The organism is Photorhabdus sp. RM71S (assembly GCF_042879355.1).
GTDB classification, from domain to species: domain Bacteria; phylum Pseudomonadota; class Gammaproteobacteria; order Enterobacterales; family Enterobacteriaceae; genus Photorhabdus; species Photorhabdus kayaii.
Genome location: NZ_JBHFKV010000015.1, coordinates 1 through 15,895, shown reverse-complemented (window position 1 = coordinate 15,895; position 15,895 = coordinate 1). Strand labels below are relative to the sequence as shown.

At 43.8% G+C, this 15,895-nt stretch carries 13 protein-coding genes and 1 pseudogene; 12 read left to right on the top strand and 2 right to left on the bottom strand.

Translation table 11 applies throughout. From position 1 onward, the window contains the following. The first annotated feature begins 69 nt into the window (after window positions 1-69). The 10 genes from pabC to ACGF5R_RS10250 all read left to right on the top strand — a co-directional run bounded on the left by pabC (window position 70) and on the right by ACGF5R_RS10250 (window position 9,236). The gene (gene pabC / locus ACGF5R_RS10295; RefSeq protein WP_387690733.1) at window positions 70-894 is read left to right on the top strand and encodes an aminodeoxychorismate lyase; all 825 of its coding nucleotides are present in this window, start codon (window positions 70-72) and stop codon (window positions 892-894) included. A 66-nt stretch (window positions 895-960) separates the two neighbouring features. Beyond that, complete coding sequence (gene mltG / locus ACGF5R_RS10290; protein ID WP_387690731.1) at window positions 961-1,986, top strand: endolytic transglycosylase MltG; 1,026 nt, start codon at window positions 961-963, stop codon at window positions 1,984-1,986. Beyond that, the gene (tmk, locus tag ACGF5R_RS10285; protein ID WP_112878489.1) at window positions 1,983-2,621 is read left to right on the top strand and encodes a dTMP kinase; all 639 of its coding nucleotides are present in this window, start codon (window positions 1,983-1,985) and stop codon (window positions 2,619-2,621) included. Before mltG ends, tmk begins: the two co-directional genes overlap by 4 nt. Then, window positions 2,622-3,605, top strand: a complete 984-nt coding sequence (gene holB / locus ACGF5R_RS10280; protein WP_112878488.1) for a DNA polymerase III subunit delta' — start codon at window positions 2,622-2,624, stop codon at window positions 3,603-3,605. It begins immediately after the preceding gene. A 31-nt stretch (window positions 3,606-3,636) separates the two neighbouring features. Then, complete coding sequence (locus ACGF5R_RS10275; protein ID WP_112878487.1) at window positions 3,637-4,422, top strand: metal-dependent hydrolase; 786 nt, start codon at window positions 3,637-3,639, stop codon at window positions 4,420-4,422. Between the two features lie 69 nt (window positions 4,423-4,491). Further along, complete coding sequence (hinT, locus tag ACGF5R_RS10270) at window positions 4,492-4,848, top strand: purine nucleoside phosphoramidase (protein WP_112878486.1); 357 nt, start codon at window positions 4,492-4,494, stop codon at window positions 4,846-4,848. 184 nt (window positions 4,849-5,032) lie between these two features. Continuing rightward, a complete protein-coding gene (gene lpoB, locus ACGF5R_RS10265) occupies window positions 5,033-5,602 on the top strand; it encodes a penicillin-binding protein activator LpoB (RefSeq protein WP_387690729.1) in 570 nt (189 codons plus the stop codon). Then, entirely contained in the window at window positions 5,589-6,452 is an 864-nt protein-coding gene (gene thiK, locus ACGF5R_RS10260; RefSeq protein ID WP_112878484.1) for a thiamine kinase, read from the top strand. Before lpoB ends, thiK begins: the two co-directional genes overlap by 14 nt. 42 nt (window positions 6,453-6,494) lie before the next feature. Beyond that, complete coding sequence (gene nagZ / locus ACGF5R_RS10255; protein ID WP_112878483.1) at window positions 6,495-7,517, top strand: beta-N-acetylhexosaminidase; 1,023 nt, start codon at window positions 6,495-6,497, stop codon at window positions 7,515-7,517. Window positions 7,518-7,931: 414 nt separating this feature from the next. Further along, on the top strand, window positions 7,932-9,236 hold the full coding sequence (locus ACGF5R_RS10250; protein WP_387690727.1) for an NAD(P)/FAD-dependent oxidoreductase: 1,305 nt from the start codon (window positions 7,932-7,934) through the stop codon (window positions 9,234-9,236). A gap of 86 nt (window positions 9,237-9,322) precedes the next feature. Here ACGF5R_RS10250 and ACGF5R_RS10245 read toward each other — a convergent pair whose 3' ends face one another. Both ACGF5R_RS10245 and ACGF5R_RS10240 read right to left on the bottom strand, forming a co-directional pair. Next, window positions 9,323-10,999 carry a S8 family peptidase gene (locus tag ACGF5R_RS10245; RefSeq protein ID WP_387690725.1) on the bottom strand — a complete coding sequence of 559 codons (1,677 nt, stop codon included), beginning with the start codon at window positions 10,997-10,999 and terminating at the stop codon, window positions 9,323-9,325. A 270-nt stretch (window positions 11,000-11,269) separates the two neighbouring features. Further along, window positions 11,270-11,653 (bottom strand): annotated as a pseudogene (locus ACGF5R_RS10240) (IS30 family transposase); the annotation flags it as partial. A gap of 399 nt (window positions 11,654-12,052) precedes the next feature. Here ACGF5R_RS10240 and ACGF5R_RS10235 point away from each other — a divergent pair. Then, window positions 12,053-13,717 (top strand): ShlB/FhaC/HecB family hemolysin secretion/activation protein, encoded by a 1,665-nt coding sequence (locus ACGF5R_RS10235; protein ID WP_387690723.1) that lies wholly within the window; start codon window positions 12,053-12,055, stop codon window positions 13,715-13,717. Window positions 13,718-13,765: 48 nt separating this feature from the next. Further along, window positions 13,766-15,895, top strand: a 2,130-nt coding sequence (locus ACGF5R_RS10230) for a filamentous hemagglutinin N-terminal domain-containing protein (RefSeq protein WP_387690721.1), incomplete at its 3' end; no start/stop codon positions are given.

Sequence of the window (15,895 nt, the reverse complement as noted above, 5' to 3'; positions counted from 1 at the left end):
ATACTATGATACCGCTTGTTGATAAATTGCATTGAAATGCCTTTTTTGAATAATTAAGAACAAAATTATATGTATTGGATTAATGGAGAGCAGTGCGACTATTTACCGGCCAATGATCGTTCAGTTCAATTCGGTGATGGTTGCTTCACAACAGCAAGAATAGAACAGGGGCAGGCCGCTTTGTTGTCACTACATATCCAAAGATTACAAAAAGGCGTTGAAAGGTTATATCTTCCACAACCCGATTGGCAACAGCTTGAAAGTCATATAAGACAGATTGTCTCCACGACTGAACAAGGTGTACTTAAAGTTATTATTTCCCGTGGAACCGGAGGGCGTGGCTATAGTGCTCAGGGGTTTACGCAATCTAATCAGATCTTGTCTCTGAGTCCTTATCCCGATAAGTATTTGAAACAGCGTCAGGAAGGTTTATCTATGGTGCTCAGTCCGGTACCGATGGGAATAAACCCCTATCTTGCCGGAATTAAACACCTTAATCGATTAGAACAGATATTGATTAAAACATTTATCGAAAAATCAAATGCTGATGAAGCTCTGGTACTTGATACTGATGGTTTTCTGGTTGAATGTTGTACTGCAAACATTTTCTGGCGTAAAGGAAAAGATGTGTATACTCCTGATTTACGAGGTTGTGGTATCGAAGGTGTGATGCGGGAAAGAATAATCGCGTTATTATCGGAAAGCGATTATCACTTTTCTTGTGTAAGCTGTTATCCCGAAACATTGGCTGATGCAGATGAAGTGATAGTTTGTAATTCTTTAATGCCAGTGATATCTGTCAAAGAAATTCAAGCTCATGAAAATCAGCCCGGATGGAAATATCAGTCAAGGGAACTGTATGAATATTTGCTTCCTGAATGTCTGAAGTTGTAATTCACGACGTATTTAAGTGAACCGTGTGTTTAAGTGAACAATGTGTTTAAGTGATTAGATTAATTGATGAAATGGAAAAAACGCCTTTTTGCCCTATTGGCTTTGATTGTCATTACGGCAGCGATATTACTCTATGCTGGCTATGAAAAAGTTGAAAAATTTGCGGATCAAACACTAACAATTAAACAGGATCGAATATTTACCCTACCAGCAGGTATTGGTCGTCATGGTTTGGAAGCGTTACTGGTTCGGGATAACCTGATTGAAGATAGTCATATTTTCCCTTGGTTATTAAGGTTGGAGCCAAAACTTGCCGAGTTCAAGGCGGGAACTTACCAATTAACGCGAGAAATGACTTTACGGGAAATGTTGCAATTATTCTCTAGTGGTAAAGAAGCGCAATTTACGGTCCGTTTTGTTGAAGGTAGCCGTTTATCTGACTGGTGGAAAATACTACAGCAATCTGAATATCTTAAACATGAATTGGATAATAAAGATGCTCAGGAATTGGCTGAAATACTCGATATTAAAGATACAGATACTCTGGAAGGGTGGCTTTATCCTGATACCTATCACTATACGGCAGGCACAAGCGATGTAACATTGCTGAAACGAGCATATCGACAGATGAAAATGACGCTGGAAGAGGAATGGGAAGGTCGCGACAAAAATCTGCCCTATAATAATGCTTATGAAATGTTGATTATGGCGTCGATTATTGAAAAAGAGACCGGTGTTGAGGCTGAGCGGACAAAAGTTGCTTCTGTGTTTATTAATCGTTTACGGTTGAATATGCGACTTCAAACTGATCCGACAGTGATTTATGGTTTAGGTGAAAAATATACAGGCACTATTTTTCGTAAAGATTTAACGACATTGACGCCCTACAATACTTATATGATTAATGGTCTGCCCCCTACACCGATTGCAATGCCTGGTCTTACTTCTATAAAAGCGGCTGCACACCCGGCAAAAACCGAATTTCTCTATTTTGTGGCGAATGGCAAAGGTGGTCATACTTTTACAACCAATCTGGCTGCGCATAACAAGGCGGTAAATATTTACCGTCAGAGGTTAAAACAGGACAAATGAACGGCAAATTTATTGTTATTGAAGGGCTGGAAGGTGCAGGAAAAACGTCAGCGATGAAAACAGTCGTTGAAATATTGCAGCAGCACGGTATTCAGAATTTAATTTTTACCCGTGAACCGGGTGGAACACCTCTGGCAGAAAAATTACGTGGGTTAATTAAACAAGGTGTTGAAGGTGAACCTCTGACGGATAAAGCAGAGGTGTTAATGTTATATGCAGCCAGAGTTCAATTAGTCGAAAATGTGATTAAACCTGCTTTGGCCCGTGGCACATGGGTTGTGGGTGATCGTCATGACCTCTCTTCCCAGGCATATCAAGGGGGAGGACGTGGTATTGATAAAAACTTGATGACTTCGCTACGTGATACTGTGCTGGGTGATTTTCGTCCTGACCTGACTATTTATCTCGATCTTCCTCCTCAAATTGGTTTACTGCGTGCCCGTGAGCGTGGAGAGTTAGATCGAATTGAAAAAGAGTCGATAGATTTTTTTGATCGTACGCGCAGTCGTTACCTGGAGTTTGCAGCACAGGATAAGCGTATTGTGACCGTTGATGCGGCTCAACCAATAGAGCAAGTACAAGCCGATATTTGCCAGGTGTTTGGGCAATGGCTGAAGCGGCAGGAAAATGGCTAAATGAATTGGTATCCGTGGCTTAATCAGGCATATCGTCAGTTGGTGGAATCTCATCAGCAAGGACGAGGCCATCATGCTTTATTGGTTCATGCTAATGCAGGTACTGGGGCCGATGTGTTGATCTATGGATTAAGCCGATGGTTAATGTGTCGGAATAGACAGGGGATGAAAAGTTGTGGAAAGTGTCATAGTTGTCACCTGATGATGGCAGAAACTCATCCTGATTGGCATATTATGTCACCGGAGAAGGGGAAAACCAGTGTTGGTGTGGAAGCGGTACGGCAAATTACGGAAAAACTCTATAGCCGTTCTCAGCAAGGTGGGGTAAAAATTGTCTGGTTACCTTTGACCGAATGTCTGACAGATGCTGCTGCCAATGCATTATTGAAAACGTTGGAAGAGCCGCCGGAACATACCTATTTTCTTCTGAAATGTCGGCAGCCGTCCAGTCTTTTGGCTACTTTACGCAGCCGCTGTTTTTACTATTTTCTGCCGGTACCTGAGACGGAAAGTAGCCTTTATTGGTTGCAAAAACAGTTGCCTTTAATTTCTTCGGTCGATGCAATGACAGCCTTGAAACTGTCTCAGGGAGCACCTGTAGCAGCAGAACAATTGTTGCAACCGGAGCAATGGCAGATACGGGAACAGTTTTGCCAGGCTGTTAAACAGGCTTTGGATAAACGTGATGCTTTGTCACTTTTACCCCAACTGAATCATGAAAATGCGCCACAACGCCTTCATTGGCTTATCAGTTTGTTATTTGATGCGGTGAAGTGGCAACAGCAGTTACAGCGTTATTGTATCAATCAGGATCAACAAACGCTGATTTATCAATTGAGTTCCATGCATACTATGGCTGTTTTACTGCAAAGCGTTGATGACTGGATGTCTTGTCGTCATCAGTTGCTTTCAGTCGTGGGCGTAAATTGGGAATTGTTACTGGCAGAACAGTTGCTTAATTGGGAAAAACAGTTTACTTCATAACCCTGAAATCTTTTTGTATACGAGTTTAAATATGTTGTTAGTTGATTCGCATTGTCATCTCGATTGTCTCGATTATGAAAACCTACATAAAAATGTAGATGATGTTGTTGCGAAAGCGGCAGATCGGGAAGTTAAATTTATGCTGGCAGTAGCGACGACGCTACCCGGTTTCCAGCAAATGAAAACCCTAATTGGTGAACGGGAAAATATCGTATTTTCCTGTGGTATTCATCCACTTAACTTGGATGAAGGTTATAATTTTGATGAGTTAGCGCGTTTAGCTGCTGGGAATGAAGTTGTTGCACTAGGTGAAACTGGGCTGGATTACTATTATCAACAGGATAATGCTGAATTACAGCGCACTTCATTTCGTGAACATATCCGTATCGGACGCAAACTCAACAAGCCTGTTATCGTTCATACCCGTAGTGCCCGTGATGATACTTTGAGGGTATTACGTGAAGAACAGGCACGAGAATGTGGTGGTGTTTTGCACTGTTTTACCGAAGATAAAGATACGGCTAGAGAATTACTGGATTTAGGCTTCTATATTTCATTCTCTGGTATTGTTACTTTCCGTAATGCGGAGCAGATCCGTGAAGCAGCAAGATATGTACCATTGGATCGTATTCTAATTGAAACCGATTCTCCTTATCTTGCACCTGTGCCTCATCGTGGTAAAGAAAACCAGCCTGCTTATGTGCGTGATGTTGCGGAATATATGGCTGTACTCAAGGGGGTGAATATTGAGGCATTGGCAGAAGTGACCACACAGAATTTTTGCGATTTATTTCATATTGATGTGGACAAAATTTGATTTATCAACTTGAATCTTTGGTTTGTAAGCGCTCATATATCTGTTGTTTTTTTATAAAAGGAAAATGTGATGGCAGAAGAAACTATTTTCAGTAAAATTATTCGCCGTGAAATACCTTCTGATATTGTTTATCAGGACGATCTGGTCACTGCATTCCGCGATATTTCTCCACAGGCCCCGACTCATATTTTGATTATTCCAAATGACCTGATCCCAACAGTGAACGATGTTAAACCGGAGCATGAAGCAGCATTAGGTCGAATGATGACGGTTGCAGCAAAAATTGCTGAACAAGAAGGCATTGCTGAAGATGGATATCGTTTGATTATGAACTGTAATCGCCATGCGGGGCAGGAGGTTTATCATATTCATATGCATTTGGTTGGTGGTCGCCATTTAGGGCCATTGTTGATGAAGTCGATGTGAAGTACTGAAATTCATGGACATAGGCAGATATTCGGGGGGATGTTTATTTTAAGCTGGCCCCTGAATATTTCGATTTTTTAAATAAATGCTGCAAATTTATCATTGGAGTTGAACTGATAATTTGTTGCTGGTGTCACAGCAAAAACTTATCTGTTTTTTAAAACTCTGTAATTGGAATAGGTTGATGAAAAGAATTCTTTTTGTAGCACTATCGGTTATGTTTTTGGCGGGATGTCCATCCTTGCCACCGGAGCAGCCTGAACCTCCGACGCCGGTTGTACCAGTGACCCCATCGGAAAAACCGACACCACCATCTGAAAAGGTACCAGAGCCTCCTAAAATGAGCGCGGTTGACTGGGAAAATACAGTGCAACCATTAGTAGAGCAACTCGTTAAGGCTCATGGGTTGGAAAACGCGAAGTTACTATTAGTTGATACAGTGAAAAATAATACTAACGGCGCATTACAAACCATGCAAGCAACCGATACTTTGCGTCAGGCTCTCAGTAGCGAGCATGTTTTTGAATTAATACCACAAAATCAGGTGCAAAATGCCCGTCAATCTCTGGGCTTATCTGAAGAAGATAGTTTGGGATTGCGTAGTAAAGCGATTGGTCTGGCGCGTTATTTGAATGCGGATTATGTTCTCTATTCCATAGTTTCAGGTAACAGTGATAAGCTTGATATCGTCATGCAACTGATGCTGGTAAAGACGGGCGAGATTCTTTGGTCAGGGCACGGTGACGTTAAATAATCATAATTGTTTATTGCAGGCATTGCGCAAACAATGGCCGCATACCGCAGTAAACGATTGGAAGATAAGACCGTTAAGTGGGCTGACGAATGAGAGTTATTATGCCACCAATGGTGAATATCATATTGTCGGCCGCAGGCAGGGGCAGCAAGGGAAACAGCTTGGTGTTAATCGTCAGCGTGAAAGCGCCATTTTACGCCATCTCAGCCAGGTAAAAATTGCTCCGCAAGTCATAGCAATGGTTCCTCACTGGCTAATGTTGGAGTGGTTGCCTGGTCATATTATTGGGCAAAATGAGTTTTCTCAGCCTGATTTTTTGCAAAAACTGGCGGCATTATTGGCTATTTTGCATCACCAGCCTCTGTTTGGTTACCGGCTTCAACTGAGGAATCAGCTAGAAAGCCATTGGTTGCAAATTGATAAAGCGCGTCTTACTCCCTGTTGGTTGCGGCTGCATAAACGTTTTATGTCATCTCCGATGCCTTCAATACTAAAATTATCACCCGTTCATATGGACGTGCATTGTGGTAATTTGCTTAATACCTCTCAAGGGCTGAAACTCATTGATTGGGAATATGCAACTGATACTGATATTGGATTTGCGTTAGCGGCGTTGTTTCGCACTGATCATTGGGATGAGCCGCAGCAGCAGGATTTTTTGAATTACTATTGTAGTCAGCCATCAGGATATTTAAACCGGACACTATTAGAACGCCAAATTAAACGTTGGCAACCTTGGGTTGATTACATGATTTTAATGTGGTTTGAAGTGCGCTGGAAACAGAGTGGTGATCCACACTTTTTAGAACTAGCACAACCGTTGCGTCTCTCTTTTGGTCTAACGTTTTAAGCTGCATTGATTGCAGTAATATGAATATAAGCGAGGAATGTTATGGGTCCGATCATGTTAGATGTTGTCGGTTATGAATTGGATAATGAAGAAAAGGAAATTTTGCAACATCCATTAGTGGGCGGATTAATTCTGTTTACCCGCAATTTTTATGATGTTGAGCAATTACGAGAATTAGTCCGTCAGATTCGTGAGGCCTCTCGTCATCGTCTTGTGATTGCTGTTGATCAAGAAGGCGGCAGAGTTCAGCGTTTCCGAGAAGGTTTCACTTGTTTACCGGCGGCTCAATCTTTTGCTGGATTGAGTGACAATCTCAATGGCACTCAATTGGCGGAAGAGGCGGGCTGGTTGATGGCGTCTGAAATGATTGCTATGGATATCGATATCAGCTTTGCACCGGTATTGGATTTAGGTCACCAGTGTGTGGCTATTGGTGAGCGTTCATTCCATGAAGATCCTGAACAGGCCAAGATGATGGCGGAGCACTTTATTAAAGGCATGCATTCTGCCGGAATGAAATCGACGGGTAAACATTTTCCGGGGCATGGTGCTGTCGATGCTGATTCTCATAAAGAAACTCCCTGTGATGATCGCCCGTTAGAAGCGATTTGTCATCATGACATGTCTATTTTCCGTGATTTTATCCAGCGTAATTTATTGGATGCGATTATGCCGGCTCATGTGATCTATTCTCAGGTAGATGAACATCCCGCCAGCGGGTCGTCATATTGGTTAAAATCAGTGCTGCGTCAGCAATTGGGCTTTAATGGCGTGGTATTTTCCGATGATCTCTCTATGGAAGGGGCGGCAATGATGGGAAGTTATGTTGAGCGCGGACAGACTGCTCTCAATGCAGGTTGTGACATAATTTTGATATGTAATAACCGTGATGGAGCAGTTAGCGTGCTTGATAATCTGCCTTTGACCAAAGTGGAGAAATTATCAGAATTGTATCATCGAGGTGGTCAATACAGTCTGAATGAGTTAAAGAATTCAAAACGTTGGCAACAGGCTAATAAAGCACTAACGGTTTTACATGAGCAATGGCAAGGTTGTGTGCGGTAATTTGTAAAGTCGTATCTTATGTTTGTTCTATTACTAAATAAATAACTTTTAATGTTAATTGTGCGGGAAAATATCCCGCTTTTTGTATACATAGCATGGTCACATTCCTAAAATTTCATTGATATCAGGTTCTTTAAGGCATCTTTTTTGAAGCATATTTCATTTCCTATGTAAATAAGAAAATAAAATAAATAAGAGCTGAATCCAACCAACTGAAAATAAATTGACAAATTTTGTGATTGATGTTTATTTATTCAAAAGAATTTGATGTTGTTCAATTTTGGTATGACCCACTAACCAGTCATGATATTCTGTAATTATCACATCAGTTATTTGTATAAAACTAAATGTTATTTAAAGGTATTATTTTACTGTCCTTAAATAACATTTGGTTTACATTTTAGTGGAGTAGTCATGACAACACCAAAGAAGAGAATTGTTATCATTGGTGGAGGTGCCGGTGGTTTGGAACTGGCAACCAGTCTGGGGCATAAGTTGGGTCGTAAGAAGAAAGCAGAAATTGTGCTAGTGGATCGTAACCAAAGCCATTTATGGAAGCCGTTATTACATGAAGTGGCAACAGGCTCCCTTGACGATGGGGTTGATGCGTTGAGTTATCTGGCTCATGCCCGTAACCACTATTTCAGTTACCAATTAGGGACGTTAACTGATATTCACCGTGATAGCAAAAAAATTACTTTGACTGAGATCAGGGATGAATATAACGAAGTATTGGTTCCTGAACGTGAATTGAGCTATGACATTCTAGTTATGGCCTTGGGAAGTACATCTAATGATTTTAATACACAAGGTGTGAAAGAGCATTGTATCTTCCTGGATAACCCACAACAGGCTCACCGTTTCCATAATGAAATGTTGAATCTGTTTCTTAAATATTCTGCAAACTGTGGTCAGCAAGATAAGGTTAATATTACTATCGTTGGCGGTGGTGCGACAGGTGTTGAGTTATCAGCGGAATTGCACAATGCGGTAAAACAGCTTAACAGTTATGGTTTTGAAGGGCTGAGTTCAGAAGCATTGAACGTGACACTAGTCGAAGCAGGGGAGCGAATTTTGCCTGCATTGCCGGTACGTATTTCTGCTGCGGCACATCAAGAACTCACAAAACTTGGCGTTCATGTATTAACCAAAACTATGGTGACCAGCGCTGATGAACGTGGGTTGAATACTAAAGAAGGTGAGCTGATTAAAGCTGATCTCATGGTATGGGCTGCTGGTATCAAAGCACCTGATTTTATGAAAGATATTGCCGGTCTTGAAACTAACCGAATTAATCAGCTAGTGGTAAAGCCAACTCTGCAAACGACACTTGATGATCATATTTTTGCCATTGGTGATTGTGCCTCATGCTCGAAGAAGGAAGGTGGTTTTGTTCCACCAAGGGCACAGGCGGCTCATCAAATGGCTAGCCGCTGTTACAGTAATATTATTGCCTTGTTGCATGATAAACCGTTAAAAGAGTATACCTACAAAGATTATGGCTCATTGGTATCATTGTCTAAATTTAGTACGGTGGGTAGTTTGATGGGCAATTTGATGCGTGGTTCAATGATGATCGAAGGGCGTATAGCTCGTGCTGTCTATATCTCTTTATATCGTATGCATCAGGTGGCTTTACATGGTTATATTAAAACTGGCTTGATGATGCTTGTTGGCGGTATTAACCGTGTTATCCGTCCACGATTAAAACTGCATTAATTATTTAATTGATATAAGGCCACCCGTAGAATAACGGGTGGCCCTGATAAAGCATTACGACTTTAATCTGAAATCATTTACTTTAATTAAGAAAACAGACGATCAACTAATTTGAAAGCATTTGCGACATTTGGTCGCGTGCCGATTCCTTGTAATTCTCCTATTGTAAAACCGCTACTTCTAACCAGTGCTGCTATTTGAGTGCCATTAAGATATTTATGATATTTTGATTTAATATAGGATTGAATAAGCGCTAACGCACCTGCGACTAAAGGTGTAGCGCTGGATGTGCCATTATAACTGCGAGTATAATTTCTATTATTTCCTGGTAGGTACTGTAAGTTTGTGTACCCAGTAGTTGTGACATTCTCACCCCAGGAGTTTAAACTGGTGTGAAGATTATGATTGGAAAAGCCTAACCTGTGTCCATTAATTGATGTACAGGCACCGATCATAATACCGCCAGGATCGCCATAATTAGGGAAAGTGAAGTCATAGGCTAAATTAAGACCACTATTACCAGAAGCGAAAATAATTATTGCCCCTGCATCAGCACAGCTTTTTATTTTTTGCCAATTAGATTTGAGATAAGTAAAAGGATAATATCTATTATTGGCTACAGTTTGAATATTTAAACTAATAATATCTCCTGGTAAAAAGCTATATATTATTCTGTCAAAATCATCGACGTCATAAAAACGAAATTGACATTCGTGAGCAATACCCGTCACACCGAATTTATTATCTTTTGCAGCAATACAGCCGGTGGCTGCTGTGCCGTGATTACAATCTTGTGTTTCTGGGCGGCTGTTGATAACCGTAATATTACCAACTAAATCTTCATGGTTTCTATAAACGCCAAAATCAAGATGGTGTACAGTGACGCCTTTGCCTTTATAACCTTCATCCCAGACCTTCCTAATATTCATACCGCTGTGTTCGTCTAAATATCCCTGTAGATGTGAAAAATCAGGTGTAACGATATGAGTAGTATCAAATTCAGGAATTATTGTTTCCTCTTCGGACAGAAGTAAAGGCGGTGGCGGTAGCTCTTTCAAAATCGGCGTAAGAGAGCAAAATTCGACATAATCCAGTTTCTCCAGTTCATTGGCTAACTTGATTAAATCAGCATGATTAATATCAGCATCTATCTTGTAGAGGTGAATTAACTTACTGAATTCTGGTGTTTTCCAGGTTTTATTATCTAAATCTTCTTGATTAAAAACAGGTTTTATCTCTATTGCGTGTTGAGATGAATTAAAAATAGATAATAAATTATCTTTTTCTATTTCAAATTTTTTTAGGCCATCAGGGGAAAACATAATCTCAAGGTTATATTTCAAATTCTTGTTTGGGATATCATTGTTTCCTTTTAAAGAGGTAGTATTTTCTTTGGAAGGTATCTGTTTCGATGGAATATGGTTAATATTGATATTATTAGTTTTGTCTTTATCTATCTCATCGATTTTTTTATCGATATCAAACAGAAAGTCTGATTCTTTTATTTCTATATTTTCTGGTGTAAGCGCAGCAATTGTTTTACCATCTTTTTTAATGGTGGTTTCTATTGTATAATTTGCGGGTTTAAGTGAAGTCAAACAGATGAGTTGATTATCTTCACTATAACGTTCATATATCTCTTTTGTGTTTGAATTGGTTACGGTGTATTTTATTTCTGTATCGTTACTAATTTCACCGTGACATTTAAGATATAAATTACCGTCAAATTTTGCAGATTGAAAATACTCAAGGGATATGGACATTTTCATTCTCCTCTTTGGTTAATTTCATCCTTAGTATAACTATAATTGGGTATTTCATATTATTATTATTTCTTAGTCCATTGTTCTGTTAGAGAGTAACTGGGTTATCTATACTAATTATTACTGAGTGTGATTTTAAAATTAATTTATAATCTCTTTGGTGAGGAAGTTATTTTTCTTAAAATAAAAAGTAGGTTTTTATTAAGGTGGATAAGTTTGAATCACCCTATTAATAGTGTAGGGAAGATTCATATAATAAGTACAATATCGTTACTCTGGAAGTAAACATATCCGCATTCCTTTAAATAATTCATTGGGTGTTTTACCCCCTAGTTTTTCGGGAGCGATTACTTAATCGGTTTACCACAAAATTTATTTCCTGCTCAGAGACTTTATTCAGTTTGGTTCCTTTGGAAAGTATTGCCTGATTAATCCATTGATCCCCTCTTTTCCTGAGGTGAGTAGAGGTGTGATAAAAGTAAATTTGTGCCTCTAATTTTTCACTGATGAGTTCATGCTCTGCAAACACCAAACTGTTGTTGAATGTGATAATCCTAACCGTTTGTTTTAACCCGTATAACACTTTCACGGCGGCTTGCACGACTTCTGATGCTGTTTGCTATTGAGCTTAACGATAAGGGTATACCGCGTCTTATTTTTCTGCCAACTGAGCTAAAAGTTACCATCTAACCTCATCAAAAAAGATAATATTTCATCACCAATTTACGATAATCATCACTTTTCCAGTGATTTCATCCTGAAATAAAACATCATAAATGTGATGTATATCACATAATTAACACAAAAAATGAAATTAATTTGAAATTATTAGTATTGGTTATTAAATGATTAATATTAATCTGTTTTTTATACAATGTTGTCACAAAATAATCACATTGGCCTGTTTTTTGCTTTTCAATATAACCCCTTGTTTTTGCTGCTAACTTAACCAATCCCCTATTTTAGATGCCCGGTTGATCATCAATCCTAAATATTGATCGCTAAGTTAAATTCGTGGTTAATACCGCTCTGGCATTGTGGAATAGAAAGTCAATGAAAAGCAGTATTTTAGTGTTTGCGGTTTTTTATAGCGTGGTTTCAGGCAGTCAGGCTGCCGACCTCTCAGCACAACAACTCATTCATCAACAGGCCCGCCAGCAAGCCCTGGAGGCGCAATTAGCCCCACCCCCTGCGGAGGTTCACCTGTCTGTCCCCGAACAGGCGGTGTCATCCGCCTTTCCGCTGGAAACGCCGTGTTTTCCGATCACCCGCGTCGTGTTGGCAGGCACTGAAAATTTCCCGCACTGGTTGCCGTTCAGGCGTGTCGCTCAACAGGGTGAAAACCATTGCCTCGGCGCTCAGGGCATTAACCAACTGATGACCCGGCTGCAAAATCAGCTTATCGATCATGGTTATGTCACCAGTCGAGTATTAGCGCCCAGTCAGGATTTGCATACCCAAACGCTAAAACTGGTGATGATACCGGGCAACATCCGGCATATCCGCTATACCCCTGACAGCGGGAAATATATCCAGCGGATAACCCCCTTTCCCGCGCGTGAAGGCAAACTGCTGGATTTACGGGACATTGAGCAGGGACTGGAAAACTTGCAACGTTTCCCGACCGTTCAGGCGGAGATGAATATTGTCCCGGCAGCGCAACCGGGCGAGAGTGATATTGTGCTGGACTGGCGTCAGTCCCGGCACTGGCGAGTCGCCACGTATCTGGATGATACCGGCGCCAAAAGCACCGGGCGTTATCAGGGCGGATTCACCTTTTTTCTGGATAACCCGCTGGCGTTAAGCGACCTGTTCTATCTCTCCGGTGGGCGCGATATTCACGCGTCTGCCGGGAAAGGCAGCCAAAACGACACGCTCTATTATTCGCTGCCCTTCGGCTACTGGATGGCGAGCGTGACGGCCAGTCATTACGATTATATGCAGACCATCGCCGGGCTGAATCAGGCGATCCAATACCGGGGCAAAAGCCAAAATCTGGCGGTCCAGATCAGTCGGGTTTTACACCGCAACGCCGACCAGAAAACCCTGCTCAACAGTGAAATTTATCGCCGGGCGTCCCGCAATTTTATTGACCACACCGAAATCGATGTTCAGCGCCGGGAAACCGCAGGCTGGAAGCTGGGGCTGTCCCATCATCACGCTATCGGCAACGCCACTCTCGATACCAAGGTCACTTACCAACAGGGCATGCGCTGGTTTGGCGCGCAACCGGCGCCGGAAGAGTACCGCAATGAAGGGACGGCTTTACCCAAAATCACCCAGTTCTCGGCGACGCTGGCCGGGCCGGTAACGCTGTTTTCTCAACCCTTTTCTTATCAAACCCAGTATCTGCGCCAGATAAGCGCCAGCCCATTGACGCCCCAGGATCGCTTTTCGATTGGCGGCCGCTGGACGGTACGCGGCTTTGATGGCGAGTTGACCTTATCCGCTGACCGGGGTTGGTACAGCCGGAACGAACTGGACTGGCAAACCCCGCTACGCGGGCAATCGCTGTATCTGGGGATCGATTATGGCGAAGTGGGCGGACGGGGCAGTGACGCGCTGCTTGGAAAACACCTGGCGGGAAGTGCCCTGGGCTGGCGAGGCAGCCTGAAAGGGGTGAGCTACGACCTGTTTGTCGGCATCCCGCTGTCCAAACCCGCCGGTTTCCAAACCTCCCCGGTCACGGCCGGATTCAACCTGTATTGGCAGTATTAATTCAAATAGCAAAACTGCCAGTGGGTAATGTTGTGTGGAGCAAAAATCATGAACAAGCCGTTATATCGTATTATCTTTAATCAGGCCCGTCAGATGTGGATGGTGGTCGCTGAGATAGTGTGTGCCGGGCGCGGACGAACGGGACGCCGCGCTCGTCGGCCATCTCTGCCGTCGTGTCGTTGCCGGTTCACGGCGTTACGATTCAGTCTCTTGTTAGCGCTGGGCGGGATTTCACTCACGGCACAGGCGGCGATTGTGGCCGATAGACAGGCGCCGGGGCGTCAGCAGCCGACCCTTATTCGCAGCGCCAACGGCACGCCGCAGGTCAATATCCAGACGCCCGGAGCCGATGGCGTTTCCCACAACAGCTACCGTCAGTTTGATGTGGATAAACAAGGAGTTATCCTCAATAACAGCCATCAGGCCACGCAGACGCAACTCGGCGGCAGGGTGGCCGGTAATCCGTGGTTAGCCAAAGGGGACGCCAGCGTTATCCTCAATGAAGTCAACAGCCACGACCGCAGTCACCTCAACGGCTGGATTGAAGTGGCCGGGCATAAAGCCGAGGTGATTATTGCCAACCCGGCCGGTATCACCTGTAACGGTTGCGGTTTTATTAATGCGCACCGCACCACGCTCACCACCGGACAGGCGCTGATGGAGCGGGGCCGATTGAAAGGGTTTGATGTCAATCAGGGGGAAGTGCGGATTGACGGGCACGGCATGGACAGCACCCGGCAAAGTTACACCGATATTATCGCCCGCTCCGTGGCGATTAACGCCAAATTACATGCGCAAGACCTGAAAGTGACTACCGGGCGCAATATTGTGGATATTACGCATCAACAGATTGAGAAAAAATCGGCAGACAATGAGAAGCACCCGGAGTTTGCGTTGGATGTGGCGGCACTGGGCGGCATGTATGCCCATAAAATTAGGCTAATAGGCACCGAAGCCGGGGTGGGCGTCCATAATGCCGGCAATATCGGGGCCTCAGCCGGGGAAGTGCATATCACCGCCGATGGCCGGATAGAAAACCGCGGCGCCATCAGCAGCCGTGACGGGCTGCAATTAACGTCGTCTGCCGATGTGACTAACGCGGGCAAATTGCTGTCACAATCATCGGTGAATTTACAGGCGGGCGGCGCGTTAAAGAATCAAGGCCGGGTGGAAGCCCGCGGCGATACCACGGTCACCGCAGGCACCATACACAGCAGCCATGACAGCGTCTGGGCCGCCGGACTGAATGATAAGGGCAACACCACCCGCCCCGGTTCACTGACCCTGACCGCGCAACACGTTCAGGCCAATGGGAAAAATCTGGCGACCGATACGCTGGCGATCCACAGTCAACAAATTGACTTAAGTGACAGCCAGACCGCAGCCAGCCAGATTCAACTGACGGCCAGTCAATCGGGGATAAGTACCGCTCGCGCCACCGTCAACGCCGACCGTTTTAGCGCGAAAACCCCCGGCCAGTTCAACAACGACGGCGGGCAATTGGTGGCACAGGAAATCCACCTTACGACGCCGGCTATCTCCAACCAGCAGGGGAAAATTAATCAAACCGGGACCGGTGAATGGCGGCTGAATACCCACACGTTGAATAACGGTGGCGGGACCCTGTTCAGCCAGAGCAAACAGCTCACAATTACCACGGACACACTGAACAACCATCAGGGCAACATTGCCAGTCAGGGCGAGGACCTGCATCTCACTGCGCGTCAGGCAGATAACACTCAGGGCACAGTGCAACTGGCAGGCAACGGCAAACTGTCACTCAATATCCAACGCTGGCTGGGTGATAAGGGCAAACTGCTCACCAATGGCGCCCTGACGATACAGGCCGATGAACTGCAACTGAACCACGCCGAGACGCAGGCCGGGCAGATTACCCTCAATGCGGACACCCTGAGCCATCAAAACGGGCTGATGCAACAACGCGGCAAAGATACGCTGTCTCTGACGGTGAACACCCTGAATAATCAGAACGGCGCCATTGCCGGTAACGGTAACCTGAACCTTAAGGCAACGACCGTCGATAATCGTCACGGCAACCTCGTAGCCGCCGACAAGGGCTCGCTGACACTGACGGTCAAAGACACGCTGGACAATCAGGCGGGCCGGCTGGAAGCGGGTAACGCGCTCCGGCTCAGCGCTGCCCAACTGGATAATCGC

What these genes read in the sequence shown, in the direction of transcription:
- holB (WP_112878488.1), top strand. Translation starts at nt 2,622, where the DNA reads ATGAATTGGTATCCGTGGCTTAATCAGGCATATCGTCAGTTGGTGGAA.
- hinT (WP_112878486.1), top strand. Translation starts at nt 4,492, where the DNA reads ATGGCAGAAGAAACTATTTTCAGTAAAATTATTCGCCGTGAAATACCT.
- ACGF5R_RS10250 (WP_387690727.1), top strand. Translation starts at nt 7,932, where the DNA reads ATGACAACACCAAAGAAGAGAATTGTTATCATTGGTGGAGGTGCCGGT.
- tmk (WP_112878489.1), top strand. Translation starts at nt 1,983, where the DNA reads ATGAACGGCAAATTTATTGTTATTGAAGGGCTGGAAGGTGCAGGAAAA.
- nagZ (WP_112878483.1), top strand. Translation starts at nt 6,495, where the DNA reads ATGGGTCCGATCATGTTAGATGTTGTCGGTTATGAATTGGATAATGAA.
- pabC (WP_387690733.1), top strand. Translation starts at nt 70, where the DNA reads ATGTATTGGATTAATGGAGAGCAGTGCGACTATTTACCGGCCAATGAT.
- ACGF5R_RS10245 (WP_387690725.1), bottom strand. Translation starts at nt 10,999, where the DNA reads ATGTCCATATCCCTTGAGTATTTTCAATCTGCAAAATTTGACGGTAAT.
- ACGF5R_RS10235 (WP_387690723.1), top strand. Translation starts at nt 12,053, where the DNA reads ATGAAAAGCAGTATTTTAGTGTTTGCGGTTTTTTATAGCGTGGTTTCA.
- mltG (WP_387690731.1), top strand. Translation starts at nt 961, where the DNA reads ATGAAATGGAAAAAACGCCTTTTTGCCCTATTGGCTTTGATTGTCATT.
- ACGF5R_RS10275 (WP_112878487.1), top strand. Translation starts at nt 3,637, where the DNA reads ATGTTGTTAGTTGATTCGCATTGTCATCTCGATTGTCTCGATTATGAA.
- lpoB (WP_387690729.1), top strand. Translation starts at nt 5,033, where the DNA reads ATGAAAAGAATTCTTTTTGTAGCACTATCGGTTATGTTTTTGGCGGGA.